Origin of the sequence: Microcoleus sp. B4-C1 (assembly GCF_036705285.1) — a bacterium.
Taxonomy (GTDB): Bacteria; Cyanobacteriota; Cyanobacteriia; order Cyanobacteriales; family Microcoleaceae; genus Microcoleus.
The window spans coordinates 1-21,988 of the sequence record NZ_JAUBUC010000079.1 but is presented as its reverse complement, the minus strand read 5'-3'; the positions used below and the strand labels follow the sequence as shown (position 1 = coordinate 21,988).

The following is a 21,988-nucleotide window of genomic DNA, read 5'->3' as shown; positions in this document are numbered from 1 at the left end:
CGGTGGGAGCAATCTAACATTTAAAATGGGTTGACTTTTTATGAGTATTATGATACCGATAGATGCCGATCGCATAAACAGTTTAGATTTGTCTCCGGTGCGGACTGTGATTGAAAAGTGGCTGGCCGAAGGAGCGATCGCCCAAAACGAACAACAGCTACAATTTGAAATTGAGTATCCGCGCGAAGAGTTAGATCCGCGAGAAATTTCAGAAATTCCCGAAGTGCGGCTGTGGTTTATTCGCTTGGATGCTTGTTACCCTTGGCTGCCATTTTTACTGGATTGGAAAGCGGGAGAATTGGCGCGCTATGCGGCGATGTTGGTGCCGCACCAGTTCCACCGCACCCAAGGTATTCAGTACAATCCTGAAGCTTTGGAAATGTTTTTGATGAACAAAATTTTTGTGTTGACTGATTGGTTGAATCAGCAGGGAATTCCCAGTAAATCGAAGTTGATGGCGATGTCGCAGATGTTTGGTTATGATTTGGAGGATGCTTTTTTTGATGTGATTGTGCCGCACAAATAAGCTGTAAGTAAGCCCACCTAAATTGTATTTTTTGGGCGGGCGGGACGCCCAACCCCTACTCCCCACAAGAAGTCGCTCAAACTTGACTGTAAAATTTAGATGCTTCACACTATTGTGGGGTGGGCTTCTAGCCCGCCCAAAAAGGACGGGCGGGACGCCCATCCCACAATAACAATTAAAATTGTAAGTTATTTAATTCGCGAGCCTAAATTTAGATGCTTCACACTATTGTGGGGTGGGCGTCCCGCCCGCCCAAAAAGGCGTAAGGTGTACAGTGCGTACCCCACAAATAGCGTGGTAAGCCCTCTTCAGAATTTCCTCAGAATTGAGAGTTAGTTTAAATAAACAACGATCGCCCGATTCAATCGATCGAGGAAATTTACCATGAAAACAGATTACCTCATCGTCGGCAGTGGTTTATCAGCACTGGTTTTCGGAGCTTTAATGGCAAACTCCGGCAAAACCGTACACATCCTCGAAGCTCACGAGCATCCCGGAGGCTTTGGTCACACCTTTACGATGGCCAAAAAATACACCTTTAATGCCCAATTCCACTACGTTTGGGACTGCGGCGAAGGACATACAGTCAATCGAGTTCTCAAAAAACTCGGTCTCGATCGAGATGTCACCTTTGAACGGTACGATCCGAATGGCTACGACCACATGAGAATGCCTGGGTATGCGCTCGATATTCCCTCCGAACCAGAGGAACTGATCCGGCGATTGTCGGCGCTGTTTCCCGAAGCGGGCGAGAGAATTCGCCAATTCGTCAACGAAGTCGAGAAAACCGGCGAAGGACTAAGAAAACTCGCTCCTCCCGTCAAACCAATTGAATTGCTCAAAAACTTCGGTGACGTATTCTGTGCCGTCCAACACCTCAACAGTACACTTCAGGACGTTTTCGACAAGTTCCAACTCCCGCAAGCCGCCCAAACCCTATTAGCCCTGCAATGGCCGGACTTTTTGCTGCCTCCAAATCAGCTTTCTTTCTATGCTTGGATTGCCTTGTTTAGAGGCTATCAAGAAGGTGCATTTTACCCGACGCAGCATTTTGAATCTGTCATCAATTCTTTAGTTAATGTCATTGAATCCAACGGGGGGAAAGTTCTATTAAACCATGAAGTCACGAATTTTAGAGTCACAAACAGAACAGTAACTGGTGTTGAAGCGATGGATTTGACCACCCATCAAACCCATGAATTTACGGGGGACACTGTGATTTGTAACCTTGACCCGAAAAGAGCAGCCAAAATGATTGGAGAAGAACAGTTCTCTAAAAAAGTGCGGCGAAAACTCAACTATGAGTATTCTGCATCTAACTACATGGTGTACTGCGTTGTCAAAGATATCGATCTCCGAGATTATGGATTTGGCAAGTGGAATACGTTTCATTCGGAACACTTGGATCTAAATGAAGCTTTTGCTCAAATGTATGAGCACAATGATTTTTCTCGTCCGAGCTTTGCAATTACAACGCCAACTTTACTGACGGAAGCGCGGCGGGATTGTCCCGAAGATTGTCAAATTGTGGAATTTCTGACTGTTGCTAATTACAGCTATTTTAAACAGCTTTGGGAGAGCGACCGCAAAGCTTACAGACAGAAGAAACAAGAGATTCTGGACTCGATTTTAGATGTAGTTGAAAAACACTATGTTCCGAATTTCCGCAAACACATGGTGTTTCATATTACCGGAAGTCCGACGACTAACGAGCGCTTCTGTTGGTGTCCTAACGGTAATTCCTACGGTTCTACTCTGACGCCAAAAAACATGGGGGTCGATCGACTAAATCATGAAACATCCCTCAACAATTTCTATTTCTGCAACGCCTCTTCGGGCTATCCAGGCTTTGCGCCGACATTTTGGACGGGGGCGCTGCTTTATCAACGTTTATCCGGCGATGCGATTTTAGGCTAAGGAAAATTGGCAATTGGTTATTTTCCTGTTTCTCTCGTTTCTTGGCAAAGCCAAGAAATGAATTTCACTCTTGCTCTGCCTCTTCTTAAAAATCTCTAGTTTCTGCTCTCATTATCTCGTTCCTTGGCTCTGCCAAGGAATGAATTTCTGGAGGCTCTGCCTCCTCTTAAAAATGACGAAGCACAGCAAGACTCAAATGCGTTTCCACATTATACCTGGAAACGAGAATTTCTTCTTCTTCCTTCTTCCTTCTTCCTTCTTCCTTCTTCCCGACATCCGTTACATCCGTTACATCCGTTACATCCGTTACATCCGTTACATCCGTTACATCCGTTGCCGAACTTCTTCCTATCAATCTAGGAGTGAACTATGAGAATTGCAATTGTTGGGGGCGGAGCCAGTGGTATGGCAGCAGCCTACTGGCTCGATAAACAGGGGCATCACGTCACTGTGTTGGAAAAGCAGCCGATTTTAGGCGGACACATTCGGACGCTGAACAAAAATGTTGTACCCAATCAATCTGAGTGCAATGAAATATTAGAAAATGGAGTGCTGGAATTTCCCACTGTATTTTACAATTTCGCGGCTTTTATGCAGGAGCTAGACGTTGAATTAGAACCTGTGCAGATTGGTTCCGCGCTGTTTTTTAAAGATGGCACCCACTTTTTGTCTGCGGTATCTATCCAAAAGAATTTCACCGGAATCCAACGCCTGATCGAGTATTTGCGACTTGATAGTCTCTACGCTCGTTCGGCGGGATTTATTTTAAAAATGCGGTTTGCTAAACAGCACGATTTCTACGATGTGTCGCTTTCTGAGTCTTTGAAAAGCTCGTGCGTCCGCAATTATTGGCTGAAGTTGCTGACGATGTACAGCTACTCGATACCGTTTGAATTGCTCGACAATTTCCCGGCCGAATTAGCGATGCCTGTTCTACGCGAATATGGCTTGGTCAACTGGGTGAGGATTAAAGGCGGGGTGTATTCTTACATTGAAAAGATTTTGGAGCGATTTAAGGGCGATATACGGCTAAATGTGGAGATTGCCAATATTTTTAGAAGTGCGAATGCTGTAAAAATTGTGCTTTCTGATGGGGAAATCCAGGAATTTGAGAAGGTGGTTTTTGCGATGCCACCAGATCAAGTGATGAGGTTATTGTCTGATCCGACTGATGCGGAAACGAAGCGGTTTTCGGCGTGGAAAGCCAATTATGCAACCACTGTACTGCATTCGGATACATCGATGTACGATCGCTATGGTATCCGCAAGTTATCAGAATTTGATTTTTTCGAGACGGACAAGGGATGGGGATATAATGCGAGCTTGAATCAGCTTTGCGGTATCTCCTCGCCACGAGAGTACAGTTTAGCTTTTCAACTGCAGGAGTCGATCGCCCAAAAGCACATTATTCACATTCAGAAACATCACACGCCGCTGTACACTGTCGAGTCTTTTCGATATCGAAATGAAGTTATCGAGACTAATGGCGAGAACAACACTTATCATGCGGGAGCTTATTTGGGGGATGGTTTGCACGAAGGAGCCATTACCTCTGCTTTGCGAGTCGCGAAATTAATCGGGTGAGCTCAATTGTGATGCTACAAACTCTCGCAAATATCAGTAAATTTCTTGCCGGTGCAACACTCTCACAAAAGTAATGATGTCGGCATCAAAAGTTAAACCAATGCGAGAGTCGTACACTCGGATGCGAAATTAATTTTTGGCCTTGCCTAAGCTGCGACACCACGTGCTGCAGTTAAGTAGACATCATTGCTCAAAGATGGGGGGATTGTTGATCCGGCTAACTGAGTACCCTCAAAGTTGGTTCCCGTGAAACTTGCGCCGCTCAAGTCGGCTTCGCTCAAGTCTGCATAGCACAGCCTAGCCCAATCGAGGTTTGCCTGCACCAAAGAAACCCCCACCAGATTTGCCCTGGTTAAATCTGCTCCCATCAACTGGACGCCCCGCAACTGAGCCCCGCTGAGATTGGCAGCTAACAAGTTCGAGCCTTCCAGGTTTACCCCGTTCAGTTTGGCTTCGCTCAGGTTGACGCCATTGAGATCCGTCCTGCTCAGGTCGATGCCATTGATGTAAGCTTTCCTGAGATAGATGCCTGTTAGTTGAGCGCCAAAAAGCTTTGCACCGCTGAGTTTTGCCCCTCCGCAGTTGGCCCAATTGAGGTTTGCTCCCGTGAGGTTCGCGCCCCGCAGGTTGATGAATTGCATGTCGGCTGTACACAAATTGGCGTTCCAGAGGATGGCGCTCCGCAGGTTGCTACCGATGAGTTGGGCGCCACTCAACTTTGCCCTGGGCAGTTTTGCTTTGACGAGGAAAGCTCCGCTGAGATTGGCTTTTGTCAGCTCTGCATCGGCTAGTCTGGCTTGACCCATTTTGGCAAAACTCAGATTTGCCCTGTAAAGGTTTGCGTCGTTGAGCTCTGCTTTGGTGAGATGCGCCCGACTCAGGTTAGCTCCCGACAGGTTAGCCCTTGAAAGGTTGACGCCAACTAACATAGCTCCGCTGAGGTTTGCTCCGCTGAGGTTTGCGTCAGCAAAGTCTCTGTTTCCATTTTCGTACTCTTTGAGCAGCTCGGTTACTTCCATACGGGTCACATTCCTTATAGCGGAAATTAATCTAGAAATAAACACTCTTTATAAGTATTTTATCTCAAAAGGAGCGGACTGGATCGCACTTTCAAGAAAGCTGACAATTAACTTTATATTTATACATATACTTTGTGCTTTTTCCATAGTCCCGACCGTTTTGAACTCATAGTCTGAAACCCTTGATTTATCGTGAGTCTCTAGTATGCTTCGGCAAGCGTTGCGATCGTACTGAGATCCGTGAAACCGTTATTCTCAGTAGGTAAGTCATCAAACACTGTCCGAAGTGTTAATCAATAGTTAAAATCAATATAGCAATTCTTGCAGGAGTCGTAAATTTTTTACCCCACCCCAACCCTCCCCTTATCAAGGGGAGGGAGTAAGAGATTCACAAAGGATTTTCACAAATGATTTAGGATTGCTATATTCTTGTTGTCCACTGTGGCTAACAGCTTTTTTAAACCGAGACTGCAAATTTGTTGGTTGTTTTTGAGTCAGGTGTCGCGAAGGCTGGCAGGAGCATAGCTGCATATTTGATCTACTGTCATTTTTCAGGAAAATTAGATGTGGAACAACAGCTTAATCAGCCCGAATTTTTCTCGGTAGTCTCGCAGCAGTTCTGCTCGTGCTTTTCCATATTTCCTTGAGTCGATCGGGGTTAAAAGTAATTTCAGAGATTGTACTTCTGAGGAATTTATCGATATGCCTAACGGTAGATGCTATTTGTTCAAAACCTAGCAGATAATATACTGCAGATTGTAGAAAACTAACAGCGAGTAATATCTGTATAGACTCACCCCCTCAACTGGCAGTTAGGCAAATGTGTCAATCTATGTTATGCTGAGTCAAAAGTGAGGAATTATCATGTCCAAAGAAAGAAAAAGCAATAAAGAAGTCAAAAAGCCAAAGAAACAACCTGATGGTGTTGCTAAGCCGAAGGATGACAAAAAAAATTATGGTAGCACGGACGGCCGCAAGTAGAGATAGCGGCCACTCTCGGAATTGCGATTAATTTTGTGTAATTGTCATTACTATCGATTTTTAACAGATTTAAATATCCTATTTTGGGATAATCCGAAAACAGGTTTATTATATCTAGGGAATATGCAGTGCTAAACCCAAAGTATAATGAAATCTGTTTTTAGCGATGAATATGAAACATTCTGTCGCCGATCGAATTTAACACCATTTATTTAGACTTTGTTGAAAAAAAAATATAGTTCGATCGCCCAAATCTATCACAGCGATATCTCAGTCACCGCAATATTACCCTCAAAACACACGTCAACATCAGTCCCCGCCGCCCGATCGCGCGAGCCATATTCTCCGGCATAATAAAAGTATTCTCCCTCCACCCGGTAAACCACAGGCAGCGGCTGCGTCGAAGGCTGGCAAAACACAATTTCCGGTTCCGCACTTCCGGGCGCTAAATGCGGCAAATTCACATTCCAGAAACACCCCGACTTTGGTTCCCGATTCAGCAAATCCGCCAACACCCGCGATGTCCAACGAGTAGCGACATCCCAGTCTATTTCGAGCGGCCTTTTAATCCGGTGGGAAATTGCGATGCCCGGAATACCGTGCATGGCTGCTTCCCGCACAGCCGCAACCGTACCCGAAATATACACGTCAACCCCCAAATTGCCGCCCGCGTTAATACCCGAAAGCACCAAATCCGGTTTCGCACAAACGTGATGAAGAGCGATGCGGACGCAATCGGCCGGTGTTCCCCCTACAGCATACTCAAATTCCGATCGCCGATCGACATGAATCGGACTGTGAGCAGTCACTTGATGCCCGCAGCCCGACAATTGCCCCTGCGGAGCCACCATAATTGTTTTGCCTTCTACAGCCTGCAAAAGTGCTTGAATCCCTGGAGCGTCAATGCCGTCGTCGTTGGTTAAAATTATCGTCATTATGTGTCGGTTTTATAGAACCGATTTGAGAGCGCAGAGGCTGGCAACCTTCTGATAGTTCTAGCCCAAATTGGTTGTTGATTGGTGGCGATCGTCAGTATGAGCATTGCCACACATTTATATCATCGCATTAATTGAACAATTGCCCCAGAAATGTGGCGCGCCACATTTTAGCCGAGTCGCACCTTGATATGACAGCTAAAGCGACTTGTTACGCTTGCCCCTGTGCAGCATTCATGACATCAGTTTCGATGCAAACATCTAATCACATCATTTTTTCCTCGGCTCTCCCCGATGCTTGGTGTTAAAAGTAGCAGATGATACTAAGTATCTGAGGCTGAAGGTTGAAACCCTCGATCGTGCTAAATTATTAGCTTGCGTTATCACCATAAGTACGAGAGAGCCGATAATAAGTTAATGTCGATTCCAATTGCGCTTTGACGCAGGGGAGGGGAGAATAGATCTGAAATCTTTATCAAAGATAGTATCTAAGTTACAGTCCTCATTTCCCATTCATAAATCAAATAATTATATACACTGTTACCATTATTACATTTTAACTCAGGAGAGCCACATGAACGAACCCACTAAAAGCAATACCAAAGCAGTAACAGAGGGCTGTGCCGTTCCACAGTCGATTATGACCGCCAGTCGGGATGAACTAGATGAACCACATAAGATGATCCAATTGGAGATTATTGAGGGGAAACTACCAGAGGACTTGCAAGGTCACGTCTTTATTGTTGCTCCAGTCGGCACTGTTGAATCAGGAGGACTCCCATTTAAAGACGGAGACTCATTGTTGAATGGCGATGGCATGATTTATAGGCTTGATTTTGATCAACCAGGCAAAGTGTTGGTGAAGACTCGCCTTGTTAAGCCACCGGATTACTATGCTGACAAAGCAACACAGCCTGGAGGCGAGTATGAAAAGTATAAATTCCTCAATCGCGGCATTGCTCGGTTGTCTATGTCTCTGGGTCTGCGTAATCAATTAAATACAGCTTTTCTACCCATGAAATTTGCTGCGGACTCCTGCGATCGCTTGCTAGTTACCTATGATGCAGGTCGTCCTTATGAAATTGATACAGACACCCTGGAAGTGGTAACACCAGTTGGATCGAATCAAGAGTGGCGGGGGGAACTGGATCAACTCAAAATTCCAATAATAATTAATCCTAAGAAATTTCCTTGCAAAAGTATTTTGAGTACGGCTCATCCTGCCTTTGATTATTCCGGTGAAGGTAAGATGTTTACAGTTAATTACGGCAGATCAGCGGCTAGTTTTATAGAAGGCATTCAGTGGGTTTATGAGATCGAAGAAATTCCCCAACTAATAGAGGAAATTATCGTAGCACTGACGGGGTTCTGTCAAACAGATTTGCTCAAAGATATTTCCCGTGCTGTGTTCGGCTTCTCCCGAGACATAGTTGAAAACCTAATGAGTTCCATTGGAAGTATATTTGGGAAAGAATTGGAGGATTTTACCTATGTAGTTTGCTGGGATGGTGTTGGCGAACTGGAACGATGGAAGCTGGTACTGCCTGATGGCACGCCAGTTAAAATTGAACAAACTATTCATCAAATAGGAGTAACTAAAGATTATGTGGTACTGATGGACACCGCCTTCATTACGGGTCTGGAGCAGATAATCAACAACCCATTTCCCAAGAATAAAAAACTAGAGCAGCACTTGAGAAAATTACTAGAACGTCCGCCTCTGCCGGATTCTAATATTTATATCGTGCGCCGTGCCGATCTAAAAGCAGGCCAGCGTCCAGCTAGCAGTAATAAGGAAGTTGAAGTCGTCGCCCAGAAAGTGGTAATTCCTCTCGAAGCTGCCCATTTTTTGGTGGATTATGATAATCCCAATGGCAATATCACTCTCCACGTTGCCCACCTTTGTGGAATGCAAGTAGCTGAATGGCTTAGAATGTATGATGTTTCAGCCTCCAAACCCCACAAACCCGTGCCACCTTACCTGCATGGTATGGAACACGATGAGACTGACATCGGACGAATGGGGCGCTACATAATTCATGGAGAGACTGGACAACTGATTGAGTCCCAAGTTATCTCCGACATCAACGCCACATGGGCTGTCGATCTCTATGCCTACTTAGATAGGCTCCCTACAGGTTTGACTCCAGGAAAGCTAGAAAATGTCTACTGGAGTTCGTTTGGACTGTGGCGAGATTTGATGACAAAATACATTGTCGATCTGTACGACGATTATAAGTACCGATTAATACCGCTCTCAGAAGTTATCCGCTTAGCCCAAAAGGGTAAACCTGCTTGCTTGTTCAGGCTGCACCCAAAGTCGATGGTGATTGCCGATCGCTATGAGTTCCCTTGTGGCTACATGACGCTATCACCCCAGTTCATACCCCGTGGTGATGGTGAAAGTTCTACAAACGGTTACATCGTCTGTGCTGTTTGTTTTGAAGACGAAAAATTGGGACCCACAAATCAAATTTGGATTTTCAATGGTAACAAACTGTCAGATGGCCCCCTGTGCAAATTGCATAATTCAAAACTCAAGTTTGGGTTTACGTTGCATACAGCATGGTTGCGACAGATTTCTAAGCGCCAAGCTAGTTACAAGATTCCAGTGCAACAGGATTACCAGGAGCTAGTCGATCAAAACGAGCCAGAGATTAGGAAGCTGTTTGAGAATGAGGTGTACCCCCATTTTCATTAAGAAACTCACCTGCCAAAAGCGCGATCGCGCTTTTGGCAGTGGGCTTCTTGGTTCATATACACTCTTTAAAAAGGTCAAACAAGAAAGGAAAGTAAAAATATGATAATTCTTTCGGGATACGAAATTATAGAAAAAATTTACGAAGGAGTAAGGACTGTTGTATATAGAGCTAAAAAACATGGTTACAGACAACCAGTTATCATTAAAATTATTAAATATGATTATCCTAGCCTTGAACAAATCACCAATTTAAGGCAAGAATTTATAATTACTCAAAATTTAGAGTGTGAAGGAATTGTCAAAACTTACAACTTAGAAAATTATCAGAATAGTTTAGCGCTAATATTAGAAGATTTTGGGGGTCTATCCCTTTATCATTTTATGGCAGCCAATAACCTGTCAATAACCGAGTTGCTGAGGGTAGCGATCGCTCTATCCGAAACTTTGATCTATCTCCATGAAGTACCGATCATTCACAAAGACATTAAGCCCTCAAATATCATTATCAATCCAGCGACCGGAAAAGTAAAACTGACTGACTTTAGTATTTCATCGCGATTGGAATTGAAAAACCAAAGCATTAGCAATCCCAACTTGCTAGAAGGGACTCTCGCTTATATGTCACCCGAACAAACGGGGAGGATGAATCGAGCAATTGACTACCGCACCGATTTCTATTCTTTAGGAGTGACTTTCTATGAAATGCTGACCAACCAGTTGCCATTTACTACCACCGATCCGATGGAGTTGGTTTACTGTCATATTGCCAAACAACCCGTCCCACCTAAAGAGGTAGCAGAAATTCCCCAAGTGGTTTCAGATATTGTGATGAAACTGTTAGCAAAAAATGCGGAAGACCGATATCAAAGTGCGGCGGGATTAAAATTTGACCTGGAAACTTGTTTGCAGCAATTGCAGACAACTGGGAAGATTGAAAACTTTCCCATCGGTCAACGCGATCGCGGCAACCAATTACTCATTACCCAGAAGCTTTATGGTAGAGAAACCGAAGTCCAAATTCTTCTAGAGGCCTTTGGACGAGTCAGCCTCGGTGCCACCGAGATGATGTTAGTTTCCGGTTATTCCGGGATTGGTAAAACTTCAATCGTCAATGAAGTTCATAAACCAATTGTAGCAGCTAGGGGATATTTTATTGCGGGTAAGTTTGACCAATTTAAGCGCAATATTCCCTATGCAGCTTTAATCCAAGCATTTCAGGAATTAGTTCGTCAGCTATTAACCGAAAGTTCCGAACTGATTGCGGTTTGGAAAGAAAACTTATTAAAAGCGCTAGATAATAACGGTCAAGTTATTATTGATGTTATCCCCGAAGTAGAACTAATTATCGGTAAACACCCGGAAGTTCCTCAACTGGGATCTTCGGAATCGCAAAACAGATTTAATCGGGTATTTCAACAATTTATTCGCGTTTTTTGTCAACCAGAACACCCGCTAGTCATATTCCTAGACGATTTACAGTGGGCAGATTCGGCATCTCTAAAGTTAATCCAACTCTTAGTCACTGACCCAGATAGCAAATATTTATTAACGATTGGAGCTTATAGAGATAACGAAGTCAGTCCCGTTCATCCTTTAATTCAGACCATAGAAAAAATTCAAGAAAATGAAACGGTGGTGAATAATATCACCATTCAGGCGCTGGCTTTGGATAGCGTCAACCAATTAATCGCCGACACTCTCGATGGCAGCGTAAACTCAGAGCAAATCAAAGTTTTTTCTGAATTACTTTTTAATAAAACCCAAGGCAATCCCTTTTTCTTAACCCAGCTACTCAAAACCCTGTACTCAGAAAATCTGCTGGTTTATCAAGTAGATACAGACCGCTGGGAGTGGGATATTCAACAAATCCAAGCAATTGGTATCGCAGATTTCAATATTGTTGAACTGGTTGCCCGAAATATTCGCAAACTCCCAGAAACAACCCAGAAATCATTAAAATTAGCGGCTTGTATCGGCAACCAATTTAATTTAGAAGTTTTATCAATTGTCAATGAAGAATCAAACTTAGCGACGGCTGCTCATTTGTGGGAAGCAATGCAAGCTGGTTTGATTCTGCCGCTGTCTGAAAATTACAAAATTCCTCTAGTGTTTGCCCAGGAAGAGTTGGCATCTATACGCGATATCAAAGTTGACTACAAATTTTTGCATGACCGGGTGCAGCAAGCTGCTTATTCTTTGATTCCAGAGTCAGAGAAAAAAGCGACTCACTTGAAAATTGGTCAACTGTTGCTGAATAATACAACAGAGCAAGAGCGAAAAGATAATATTTTTGCTCTGGTTAACCAACTGAATTTTGGCACAGATTTGCTAACTAATCAGTCAGAAAAAGATGAGTTAGCCCAATTAAACCTGATTGCTGGACAGAAAGCGAAGGCAGCTACTGCATATGAAGCCGCTGTTAATTATTTGAATGTAGGTATAGAACTCCTGAGCCAAGATAGCTGGGAAAGTAGATACGATGTGACATTTAATTTTTATCGGGAAGCGGCGGAAGCCGAATATCTTAATGCTAATTTAGAACGAGCGGAAATTTTGTGCGATCGCGTGTTTCAAAAAGCCAAAACAATCCTCGAACAAGTCAACTTATACGAACTGAAAATTAGAATTTACCTCGCTAAAAATCAAAATAATGATGGCTTAGATGCCGGACTGCAAGTTCTAAAGATGCTAGGAGTGACCCTATATGAATCACCCCCGCAAGAACTCAATATTGAGGAGTTAGCAAACCTGCCTGAAATGAGCGAACCCTACAAGCAGGCGGCTATGCAGCTTTTAGTTCTTATATTCCCACCTGCTTGCTTTGCAGAAAGCCCGCTATCGTTACCTATTATATATACTATGGTGGAACTTTCTCGTCAGTACGGGAATTCGCCGCAATCTACTTACGGCTATTCTGTTTACGGTATATTCGTATCTTGGCTATTCTTAGATATAAATTTATCCTATCAACTGGGGCAACTGGCTTTGCAGCTATTAGATAAGTTAGATGCTAGAGAGTTTCGTTCTAAAGTTTTAGTTAATGTTTCTATCGGTATTATCCACCTCAAAAAGCATACTAGGGAAACGATAGAAGCCCTTCGTCAAGCAATTAATAGCGGCTTAGAATTTGGAGATATAGAATATGCTTGTCATGGTGCTGATTACTATTGCTCGCATTTATTTTTTAAGGCAGAGCATCTAGACTACGTGCAAGAACAGCAAAAACTATATATTGACTTGGCAGAAAGATTGTCCCAAGAACACCAGTTATATTTACTCAAGATTCTCGGTCAATTAGTAGAAAATTTAAGGGGGATGACAGATAATAAGCTGATCTTGATGGGCAGCATATTAAATGAGGAAAAAGCTATCTCTTATTTAAGAGAAGTAAATAATTTCATTTGCTTGTTCAGGCTTTATTTTGCCAAAACTGTAGTTTGCTATTTGTTTAAGCAGTATGAAGAAGCTATCGAGTTTGCGAGAGAGGGATTTAAATATTCAGGTTACGTTCAATCAAATATTAGTTTTATTGAACATACTTTTTACTATTGTCTGATTCTTTTAGCCCAGTATGTTCAAGAAGATGCAGGAGAGGAAGAAAAGAAACAAGAATACCTCAACCAAGTAGAAGAAACTCAGAAAAGCCTAAAAAATTGGGCGTTCCATTGCCCAGCCAATTACCAGCATAAGTATGACTTAGTAGAAGCAGAAAAAGCCCGCGTCTTAGGGCAATCTTTCTCAGCAATGGAATATTACGACCGGGCGATAGATGGAGCCAAGGAAAATGGATACGTCCAGCACGAAGCCCTCGCCAATGAACTAGCAGCAGAATTTTATTTAACTTTAGGTCGTCAGAAAGTAGCGCGTACCTACATGATAGACGCTTACTATGCTTACATCCGCTGGGGAGCAAAGGCAAAAGTTAAGGATTTAGAAGAGCGCCATGCTGAATTACTCGCACCTATCGTCGGTAGGAAAAATAGCCTGACGAGTGGAAGAGACGAAACGATGGTTCAGAGCAGAACCACTGTCACTTCTACCAGTTCAGGTGCTGGACAAGCTCTGGATTTATCAACAATTATCAAAGCCTCCCAAGCGCTCTCAGGGGAAGTTCATTTAGATAAGTTACTCTCGAATTTGATGCAAGTCTTGCTGGAAAATGCGGGAGCGGAAAAATTTTATTTCCTCATACCTGACCCAGCAGGTAAGTGGAAAATTGAAGCTCAATGTACGGGTGAACGATGTCAATTAATCTCCAAGTCAGCGACTGAAAGTCAAGAGATTCCTATCTCGCTGGTTAATTATGTACAACGCACGCAAGAAACTCTGGCGATCGATGATGCAACGAATAAAAGCAGGTTTGCATCTGACCCGTATATTATTCAGCAGCGACCTAAATCTATCTTGTGTAGCCCCCTGATTAATCAAGGTAAGTTGGTGGGCATCCTATACCTAGAAAATAATTTAACAGCGGGGGCTTTTACGCGCGATCGCTTAGAAGTCCTCAACATCATTTCCGCCCAAGCTGCGATCTCCATCGAAAATGCCCGTCTCTATCAAACTTTAGAAGAAAAGGTGCAACAACGCACCGCCCAACTCGCCCAAGCAAACCAGGAAATTAGCGACCTCAACAACAAACTTAAAGCCGAAAACATCCGCCTCAGTGCTGAGTTAGAAGTCACGAAACGACTGCAACAAATGATCTTGCCCAAACAATCAGAACTAGATAAAATTAAAGGATTAGAAATAGCTGGATATATGGAACCTGCCGATGAAGTGGGTGGCGACTACTACGACGTGCTAACCCAAAATGATCGGGTAAAAATTAGCATCGGCGATGTTACAGGACATGGTTTAGAAAGTGGCGTATTAATGATTATGGCGCAAACCGCCGTCCGCACTCTCCACCAAATGAACGAAACCGATCCGGTGAAGTTTCTTGATGTGTTAAACCGCACCCTTTATGCCAATATCGAGCGCATCGACTCGTCTAGAAACATGACCTTGGCTTTGTTAGATTATCAAGATAGTAACCTTACCCTCAGCGGTCAACATGAAGAAATAATTGTAGTCCGTACTGATGGTAACATCGAATTGATCGATACATTGGAACTCGGCTTTCCTCTGGGATTAGAGGAAGATATTGCTGATTTTGTTTCCCAAGTTGAAGTGCATCTTAATCCAGGGGATGTAGTAGTGCTTTACACAGATGGAATTACCGAAGCTGTAAATATAAATAAAGTGTATTACGGCATAGAAAGATTGTGCCAAGTGGCCAAAGAAAATCGCCACAAAACGGCTGAAGAAATTCGACAAGCAGTAATTGATGATCTGCGGCAACATATTGACAAACATAAAGTTTTTGACGACATTACGTTGGTAGTCATAAAACAGAAATAACGCAAGTTGGGAATTGGTAATTGGTAATTGGTAATTGGTAATTGGTAAGGAATGAGAATTAAATAACTTACAATTTATTGTTCTTGTGGGATGGGCGTCCTTTCTGGACGGGCGGGACGCCCATCCCACAAATATGTGTAAATTATTTAATTCGCGATCCTAAATAGACTTCTTGCAAAAATCCTTTTCATCAATTCAAGGGACGGGCAAGATGCCCATCCCACAAGAGTTATTTTTTTTGTGGGATGGGCATCTTGCCCGTCCTAATTATTTTTGCAAGAGGTCTAATTGTTTGAGCGTCCGACGATCGAAACCGACTTCACGCCCAACAATTTTGGCAATGGTGCGCGGACTCACGAAGGTGCGATCGAAAGCTGAGCGCCACGTCTGTGCTAAATTGGGCGATCGGGCGAATTGGTATAATCAAAGGCAACATCAGCGCTTTCACGGGTCAAACACTGCTTTCGATCGCAGCCCCAATGCCGCGACTGCCTCCGGTAAAAGAAATTTGTGTGTATCCGTACCAACTGACAGCAAAACCTGGTGAGTATTAGAGGCGATCGCAGGTTGAACAGACAAAACTTGCACTTTCATCGTCTTAATGAGTAATATCAAATCCGTTGGTATCGGAATTATTGATCTCTCTCTTCTCTTCCTCTGTGTCCTCTGCGGTCTCTGCGGTTAAATCATTCCAAAATTAGACATCTCATTAAAAGCTAAGTCTAAATCCCCCTTTCCTGCCAATAAGAGTAAAAGGGAGATTTAGGACGATCGCTAAAGCGTCAAAGACTGAGGATTGGTCTCAATCAATTTCGCTAAATCCTGCAAGAAAGACGCCGCATCCGCACCGTAAATAATCCGGTGATCGCAAGTAATATTCACCTGCATTTGGCGCTTCACTCCCATCAAACCATCTTCATTAGCCACTACTTGCGGCCGTGAAGAGCCGATCGCCAAAATCGAGCCTTGATTCGGCGGCAAAATCGCGTCAAACTTGTCTACTCCAAACATTCCCAAATTGGAAAGAGTAAAAGTTCCCGTGCTGTATTCATCAGGCTTCAACTGCTTGGTGCGGGCGCGATCGACTAAATCCTTCCAAGTGCGGGAGAGCGAATAAATATCGAGGCGATCGGCATTTTGCAACACCGGCGTAATCAAACCGCCGCCATCCATCGCCACCGCTACCGCCACATTAATATCAGCGCGGTATTGAATTCCCGACTCCACATAAGAAGCATTCAGCAGAGGATGTTTTTGTAAAGTTACAGCTACAGCCTTCGCCAGCATAGCCGTCATCGTGACGCCCTTCGACTTAATTTGTTTGTAGAGTTTGTCGAGATTATCAGTAGTAATTGTGTAACCGACGCGGAAAGAAGGCACGCTCAAACTTGCTTCCATATTCCGCACCACCGCATTTTGCAGCGCATTCATCGGTACTTTTTGGCCCGAAAGTGCGATCGCCGGGACTGGTGCGGGTGCGGGTTTGGCTGCTGCGGGGGCGGGTGCGGGTGCTGCGGGTGCGGGTGCTGCGGGAACTGTTACCGCTTGCTGAACCGGAGCTGGTTGAGCTTTGCCGGCTGCTGCTTCCACATCCTCTGCGACAATGCGACCGTTGGGCCCGCTGCCTTTGATAGAATTCAAATCTACTTTAAACTCTTTGGCTAATTTGCGAGCGCGGGGAGAAACGACGCTGCGGCCGTTTTGGCGACTAACATTTTGCTGTAAACCTACTGAGGATGTAGCTGCGATCGCAGGAGCGGGGCTCGGAGCAGGGGCTGCTGCTGCGGTTGGGGCTGCTGCTCCTTGCTGCTGAGCTGTGGCGATTTCGGCTTCTGTTTCTGCTACCAGGGCGATTGCCGCTCCCACCGGAGCAACTTCGCCCGCAGGTACGATAATTATTGCTAAATAGCCTTCGTAGAAAGACTCGACATCCATGTCGGCTTTGTCGGATTCAACGACTACCACCGTTTCGCCTTTTTCTACTTTGTCTCCGGCGGATTTGACCCAGGAAACAATTTTGCCCTCTGTCATGGTAGAACTCAGGGCTGGCATGAAAACTTCGCGAATCATCTGTAAAAAGTCCTTTTGTGTTGGTAATAGGTAATCGGTATTTGGCAATTGAGCATTGGCGATCGGCCACCGGCAATACTTATTATTATGCCAGTGTCTCGCATTCTTGATGTGTGACTGTTGACTCAAAATCAATTGCCAATTACCGATCGCCAATTACCACTTACCAATTTCTAAATATCACCTCGAATTTCTTCGACTATGCCGTCGCGGAGGAGAATTTCTACTTGCATTTTTTGAATCAAGTTTTCTCCCAGCCCGACAGTGAACGTGCCGTCAATTTGACCTTGACTCACTTCTTGTTCCAGGTCTAGCACCTGCACTTGCTGAAGCTGTTGCAGGTTTTGGTTTTTCTGTTCTAGCAGTTCGCTTTTTCTTTGATTCACCTGCACTTGAATGTTTTCTATTTGCTGCATTACTTGCGGGCCTGGGGGCTGCAAATTTGACTTTTGGATTTCTGAAATCATCCGCTGCCCTTGCATTTCTAACTGTTGTAGCTGAGAGTCTATTTGGTTGATTTGGGCTTGGAGTTGCTGTTGAGCTTCTTCTTTCCAGCGAGGAGTAACGACGACCTTAACGTTAATCGATCGCTTCAAGAGTAATTGTGGTTCCATAAAGTTGTTGCTTGTCAATTAGGAATTAGGCATTAGTCATGAGTCATTAGTTGGTAAACCTGAACTAATGGCCCAGGACTGAGGACTCGGAATCGGGACTCGGGTGTTGGGATAATTTTTTCTTTTCCATTCCCCAAGTCCAGCGAATATTTCAAAACATCCCGTCAATCATATCGCGGTAGTGTTGCGTCACAACCGGGCGCTTAATTTTCAGGGTCTGGGTCAACATTCCATTCTCGATCGAAAATGGCTCCTGAATCAAGCGGAACGGGCCGATGCGATCGTCCGCGCGGTATCCAGGGCGATTTTGCACCTCTCGGTTCAATTCTTTGCGGAATAAATCTTGAATTGTCTTGCTATTCCAGTCAATTTCGTGTATGGGGGGATTCTGAGTTTCTGCCCATTTCTGCACGGCTTCTGCATTGGGGACAATTAAGGCGCCGACGGATTTCTGGTCTTGACCTACTAGCATAATTTGGTCGATGTAGGGGCTGCGGACGCAGGCGTCTTCTATGGGCTGGGGTTCGATGTTTTCGCCGTTGGTGAGGACGATCGTATCTTTGGCCCGCCCGGTCAAGATTAAGTCGTTTCCCGGTGTCAGCCAGCCCAAATCGCCGGTGTCGAACCAGCCTTCGGAGTCGATCGCCTTGGCAGTCGCTTGGGGATTAAGATAATAACCTGCCATGATTTGCGGCCCGCGCGCCAATACTAAGCCGCGCTGGCCTGTGGGCAGTTGCTGTCTGGTTTCTGGGTCTACTATTTTAATTTCCGTATGGGCAATGGGCTGTCCAGCGGAACCTTTAAGATTGTGCCAAGGGCGGCGCACAGTTAAAACCGGGGACGTTTCGGTTAAACCATATCCCACCAACAAACCGATATTCGCTATTTCAAAGAAATTGTCTAAATGCGTTGCCAAAGAACCGCCGCCGCTAATTGCCCATTTTAAGCGTCCCCCTGTAGCTTCCCTGACTTTTTTGTAAACCAATTTTTCTGCCAGGCCGTGTACGGGCGACCACAGAATGCTTTTGATGCGGGCGATTAGTTTTTCGGAAGCAGAAGCCGGTTTCAAACTGAGAGTTAATCCTTGGAAAATGCGGCGGTTCTCGATGTATTGCTGGCTGGCAGATAACAGGAAATTCACCAATTTTTGTTTATTAGGCGGCTGTTCCCGAAATTGCTTTTGTACGGCCTCATAAATCGATTCCCAGATGCGCGGAACGCTGACCATGTACTGGGGTTTGTAAGTTTTAAAGTCTTGTTTGAAATAGCGAATATTGGTGTAAATTTGCGTGCATCCTTGGGAAAGCAGGAAGTATTCGACGCTGCGTTCGTAGGCGTGCCAACTGGGCAGAATGCTGAGGACGCCGTCGCCGCCTTCGGGCTGGAGAATTGTGCCCAAGGTGTTGAGTTGGTGCAGGAGGTTGCCGTGAGTCAGCATGACGCCTTTGGGTTTGCCGGTGGTGCCGCTGGTGTAGAGGAGGGTGGCGAGGGTTTGAGGCTTGTGGTTGGTGGGTTTGAGGGGACGGTTGGCCCCTGTGGTCATGACTTGGGAAAATTTGACTGTGCTTAGGGTTTGACTGGTTTCCGGTTCTTCGTCGGAGAGGAGGACGATGAGTTGGATGGGCAAATCTGGGAGGCGGTGTTGCAGTTTTTTGAGTAATGCCTGGTTTTCGACTACCAAGGCGGTGCTGCCGCTGTCTTGGATGATGTACAGGAGTTCTTCGGGGTCGGCGGTGGCGCCTCGAACGGCGTTGGCGCCCCCGGCCATCATGATACCTTGGTCGGCTATCAGCCAGCGGGGACTGTTGTCTGCGAAGAGGGCGACGCGGGGAGGGACTGCTTCTTCGGGATTTGGTTCGATGCCTAGGGCTTGTAAGCCGGCGGCGAATTGCTGGATTTGCTGGTACAGGTCGGTGTAGGTGAGTTTGATTTCTGGCTGGGTGTGGGGGTCGTGGAGGGCGACGGTTTGACCGAATTTTTGTTTGACGATCGCCCAAATTTCGGGTATCGATCGAATGGAACTGTAATCGATTAGCTTGCTGAGGTTCGCGCGTTCGCGATCTGCCATTTGAGATGATGCGTAAGATGCTGTGCTGTTCATAAGGTATTTTCCTGAGTTTGTGCAGATAAAGTTATTGGCTATAAGTTTAATATCACAGTTATTTTAGAACTATCTGGCAGTCTCGTGACAGTTTACCAACGTGCCATTGTCTATTCAGGAAATTAGAGGTACAAGATGATGAAACTTATAGTTGCACAGAAACACATAAATTTAGCAAGTTTGATAGTAGTTGCTTTGAGTGCGATCGGGATCGCATCATGTGGAAATAAGCCTTCCAAGTTAGTCGCCGATCCGCAACCGGGAAACAATAGACCTTCCGCGTTAGTCTCCGAACCGCAACCGGGAAAAAGTGGACGCACATTTGCTGACTGGTGTCGAGAAAAGGCTTCTTTGAACCCTGACGCTAAAGATACTGTTGAGGCACTGTTGCGGATATCAGGGACTACTGAGTGCGATGCGGCTAATCAAAAACTTTCCAGTCTCACGGAGCTCGGACTTAGTGGCATCAACGACATCAAACCGCTAGCATCTTTGACTAACCTGACTGAACTCGATCTCATCTTCGCGAAAATCAGCGACATCAAACCGCTAGCATCCTTGACTAAACTGACTAAGCTCAATCTCCAAAACAATACAATCAGCGACATCAAACCGCTAGCATCCTTGACTAACCTGACTAAGCTCAATCTCCACAAAAATACAATCAGCGACATCAAACCGCTAGCATCCTTGACTAAACTGACTAATCTCGAACTCGACTACAACCAAATTAGCGACATCAAACCGCTAGAATCCTTGACTAACCTGATTAATCTCAACATCCAAAATAATAAAATCAGCGATATCAAACCGCTAGCATCCTCAACTAACCTGACTGTACTCGACCTCGGAAGCAATAAAATCAGCGATATCAAACCGCTACAATCTTTGACTAGACTGACAGATATCAGGCTCAGCGGCAATAAAATCAGCGATATCAAACCGCTAGAATCATTGACTAACCTGACTAAACTCGGCCTCAGCAGCATTCAAATCAGCGACTTCAAACCGCTAGAATCTTTGACCAAACTCCGTTGGCTCAGCCTCATCAACAATCAAATCAGCGACATCAAACCGCTAGCATCTTTGACTAACCTGACTGACCTCTACCTCATCAACAATAAAATCAGTGACATCAAACCGCTAGCATCCTTGACTAAACTGACTGATCTCAACCTCAAAAACAATAAAATCAGCGACATGAAACCGCTAGCATCTTTGACTAACCTGAGTTTGCTCGACCTTAGCGGAAATCCGATCACTTCCAAAATTTGCCCTGCCCAGCGAAACTGTCAATGTATCTGGTAAATCACAGACTCAACCATACAACTTTATCAGCAGCACAGCGATCGCACTTAAATGCTTTAGTCGCGATGGCTGTGGTGCTGGTAAAGTACGATCGCCAATTCTATCCGCACATCGGCTTCAGTCAGGGGGAGATTGTCGGGAAGGTCGATCGTAATTTGCATGATTTATAGTACATTTTAATTTTGATTGACTCTTTAAGTCTAACAATTTGGCAACCCTACCAGGTCACAACTATTAGCTAGATCCGCCAAATCTTGCCAAGTGTGAAAAGAAAAGAAGCGCTTGTCTGCTTCCTGATTCCATACAACTTGAAATTCGGTATCTGAATACCTCCCGCTGTTGAGTCGAGCTAATAAAGGTGGCCAATTGATAGTCAACTGAGCGGCTTCACCAACGAATAGTTTTTTGTGATTGAGATTGACAACAGCGTAGATTTTATGCTTCATAACTTCCAGCCTCCGCTCTGATTGCTAATACCAAATCCGGCTTAAATGCCCCTGATTTCTTAGTCCCTCTTTGCTGGGAAGAAAGTTTATGTAGTAGGGGCAATCCCCCCGTGGTTGCCCTTGTTTCAACCGCCGAGCGAGGGGGTAACTTAGTTTAAGCAACATGGCGCGGTGCATCAACCATCGGCGCAGTGCCAAACAAATGTCTGAGATAACTACGACTGAGCTCGCGGTTCCAGCGCCGCAGCCGCACCATCACTCGCGTGAATGTAAAAGTCAATTCCAACACCAAAGAAAGCTGTTTGAGACGGGAGCATCCCGATTTTGCAAGTATACAAAAGTATGATATGATGTATTGTTTTTTTGGAAAACCGACACTTAGCTTC

14 protein-coding genes and 1 pseudogene are annotated in these 21,988 nt (G+C 44.8%); 8 read left to right on the top strand and 7 right to left on the bottom strand.

Annotation, left to right across the window (positions count from 1 at the left end; translation table 11 throughout):
• The first annotated feature begins 40 nt into the window (after window positions 1-40).
• The 3 genes from QUB26_RS24710 (at window position 41) to QUB26_RS24700 (ending at window position 4,027) form a co-directional block, all read left to right on the top strand.
• Window positions 41-526 carry a CRR6 family NdhI maturation factor gene (locus QUB26_RS24710; protein WP_333243245.1) on the top strand — a complete coding sequence of 162 codons (486 nt, stop codon included), beginning with the start codon at window positions 41-43 and terminating at the stop codon, window positions 524-526.
• Between the two features lie 384 nt (window positions 527-910).
• Window positions 911-2,443: an NAD(P)/FAD-dependent oxidoreductase gene (locus tag QUB26_RS24705; RefSeq protein ID WP_333320124.1), complete on the top strand. Its 1,533-nt coding sequence runs from the start codon at window positions 911-913 to the stop codon at window positions 2,441-2,443.
• Window positions 2,444-2,812: 369 nt separating this feature from the next.
• The gene (locus QUB26_RS24700; RefSeq protein WP_333243251.1) at window positions 2,813-4,027 is read left to right on the top strand and encodes an FAD-dependent oxidoreductase; all 1,215 of its coding nucleotides are present in this window, start codon (window positions 2,813-2,815) and stop codon (window positions 4,025-4,027) included.
• Between the two features lie 146 nt (window positions 4,028-4,173).
• Here the strand turns inward: QUB26_RS24700 and QUB26_RS24695 are convergent, their stop codons facing one another.
• Complete coding sequence (locus QUB26_RS24695; protein ID WP_333243255.1) at window positions 4,174-5,046, bottom strand: pentapeptide repeat-containing protein; 873 nt, start codon at window positions 5,044-5,046, stop codon at window positions 4,174-4,176.
• 1,238 nt (window positions 5,047-6,284) lie between these two features.
• Window positions 6,285-6,962: a 5'/3'-nucleotidase SurE gene (surE, locus tag QUB26_RS24690; protein ID WP_333317792.1), complete on the bottom strand. Its 678-nt coding sequence runs from the start codon at window positions 6,960-6,962 to the stop codon at window positions 6,285-6,287.
• 574 nt (window positions 6,963-7,536) lie between these two features.
• Here surE and QUB26_RS24685 point away from each other — a divergent pair.
• The 3 genes from QUB26_RS24685 (at window position 7,537) to QUB26_RS24675 (ending at window position 15,610) form a co-directional block, all read left to right on the top strand.
• Window positions 7,537-9,663, top strand: a complete 2,127-nt coding sequence (locus tag QUB26_RS24685; protein WP_333243259.1) for a carotenoid oxygenase family protein — start codon at window positions 7,537-7,539, stop codon at window positions 9,661-9,663.
• Between the two features lie 99 nt (window positions 9,664-9,762).
• Window positions 9,763-15,063, top strand: a complete 5,301-nt coding sequence (locus tag QUB26_RS24680; protein ID WP_333320121.1) for an AAA family ATPase — start codon at window positions 9,763-9,765, stop codon at window positions 15,061-15,063.
• A 211-nt stretch (window positions 15,064-15,274) separates the two neighbouring features.
• The gene (locus QUB26_RS24675; RefSeq protein WP_333320118.1) at window positions 15,275-15,610 is read left to right on the top strand and encodes a hypothetical protein; all 336 of its coding nucleotides are present in this window, start codon (window positions 15,275-15,277) and stop codon (window positions 15,608-15,610) included.
• 227 nt (window positions 15,611-15,837) lie between these two features.
• Here the strand turns inward: QUB26_RS24675 and QUB26_RS24670 are convergent, their stop codons facing one another.
• The 3 genes from QUB26_RS24670 to QUB26_RS24660 all read right to left on the bottom strand — a co-directional run bounded on the left by QUB26_RS24670 (window position 15,838) and on the right by QUB26_RS24660 (window position 19,848).
• Entirely contained in the window at window positions 15,838-17,133 is a 1,296-nt protein-coding gene (locus QUB26_RS24670) for a dihydrolipoamide acetyltransferase family protein (RefSeq protein WP_333243327.1), read from the bottom strand.
• A 173-nt stretch (window positions 17,134-17,306) separates the two neighbouring features.
• Window positions 17,307-17,747: a YlqD family protein gene (locus tag QUB26_RS24665; protein ID WP_333054966.1), complete on the bottom strand. Its 441-nt coding sequence runs from the start codon at window positions 17,745-17,747 to the stop codon at window positions 17,307-17,309.
• 151 nt (window positions 17,748-17,898) lie between these two features.
• A complete protein-coding gene (locus QUB26_RS24660; protein WP_333320116.1) occupies window positions 17,899-19,848 on the bottom strand; it encodes a long-chain fatty acid--CoA ligase in 1,950 nt (649 codons plus the stop codon).
• Between the two features lie 135 nt (window positions 19,849-19,983).
• On the opposite strand from QUB26_RS24660, the gene QUB26_RS24655 reads away from it, so the two are divergent.
• Window positions 19,984-21,156 carry a leucine-rich repeat domain-containing protein gene (locus tag QUB26_RS24655; RefSeq protein WP_333320114.1) on the top strand — a complete coding sequence of 391 codons (1,173 nt, stop codon included), beginning with the start codon at window positions 19,984-19,986 and terminating at the stop codon, window positions 21,154-21,156.
• Complete coding sequence (locus QUB26_RS24650; protein ID WP_333320112.1) at window positions 21,144-21,326, top strand: hypothetical protein; 183 nt, start codon at window positions 21,144-21,146, stop codon at window positions 21,324-21,326. Before QUB26_RS24655 ends, QUB26_RS24650 begins: the two co-directional genes overlap by 13 nt.
• 30 nt (window positions 21,327-21,356) lie before the next feature.
• On the opposite strand, the gene QUB26_RS24645 is transcribed toward QUB26_RS24650, so the two are convergent.
• A complete protein-coding gene (locus tag QUB26_RS24645) occupies window positions 21,357-21,602 on the bottom strand; it encodes a hypothetical protein (RefSeq protein WP_333320110.1) in 246 nt (81 codons plus the stop codon).
• A gap of 154 nt (window positions 21,603-21,756) precedes the next feature.
• A pseudogene (locus QUB26_RS24640) lies at window positions 21,757-21,988 on the bottom strand (hypothetical protein); the annotation flags it as partial.

What these genes read in the sequence shown, in the direction of transcription:
- QUB26_RS24710 (WP_333243245.1), top strand. Translation starts at nt 41, where the DNA reads ATGAGTATTATGATACCGATAGATGCCGATCGCATAAACAGTTTAGAT.
- QUB26_RS24705 (WP_333320124.1), top strand. Translation starts at nt 911, where the DNA reads ATGAAAACAGATTACCTCATCGTCGGCAGTGGTTTATCAGCACTGGTT.
- QUB26_RS24700 (WP_333243251.1), top strand. Translation starts at nt 2,813, where the DNA reads ATGAGAATTGCAATTGTTGGGGGCGGAGCCAGTGGTATGGCAGCAGCC.
- QUB26_RS24695 (WP_333243255.1), bottom strand. Translation starts at nt 5,046, where the DNA reads ATGGAAGTAACCGAGCTGCTCAAAGAGTACGAAAATGGAAACAGAGAC.
- surE (WP_333317792.1), bottom strand. Translation starts at nt 6,962, where the DNA reads ATGACGATAATTTTAACCAACGACGACGGCATTGACGCTCCAGGGATT.
- QUB26_RS24685 (WP_333243259.1), top strand. Translation starts at nt 7,537, where the DNA reads ATGAACGAACCCACTAAAAGCAATACCAAAGCAGTAACAGAGGGCTGT.
- QUB26_RS24680 (WP_333320121.1), top strand. Translation starts at nt 9,763, where the DNA reads ATGATAATTCTTTCGGGATACGAAATTATAGAAAAAATTTACGAAGGA.
- QUB26_RS24675 (WP_333320118.1), top strand. Translation starts at nt 15,275, where the DNA reads ATGCCCATCCCACAAGAGTTATTTTTTTTGTGGGATGGGCATCTTGCC.
- QUB26_RS24670 (WP_333243327.1), bottom strand. Translation starts at nt 17,133, where the DNA reads ATGATTCGCGAAGTTTTCATGCCAGCCCTGAGTTCTACCATGACAGAG.
- QUB26_RS24665 (WP_333054966.1), bottom strand. Translation starts at nt 17,747, where the DNA reads ATGGAACCACAATTACTCTTGAAGCGATCGATTAACGTTAAGGTCGTC.
- QUB26_RS24660 (WP_333320116.1), bottom strand. Translation starts at nt 19,848, where the DNA reads ATGAACAGCACAGCATCTTACGCATCATCTCAAATGGCAGATCGCGAA.
- QUB26_RS24655 (WP_333320114.1), top strand. Translation starts at nt 19,984, where the DNA reads ATGATGAAACTTATAGTTGCACAGAAACACATAAATTTAGCAAGTTTG.
- QUB26_RS24650 (WP_333320112.1), top strand. Translation starts at nt 21,144, where the DNA reads ATGTATCTGGTAAATCACAGACTCAACCATACAACTTTATCAGCAGCA.
- QUB26_RS24645 (WP_333320110.1), bottom strand. Translation starts at nt 21,602, where the DNA reads ATGAAGCATAAAATCTACGCTGTTGTCAATCTCAATCACAAAAAACTA.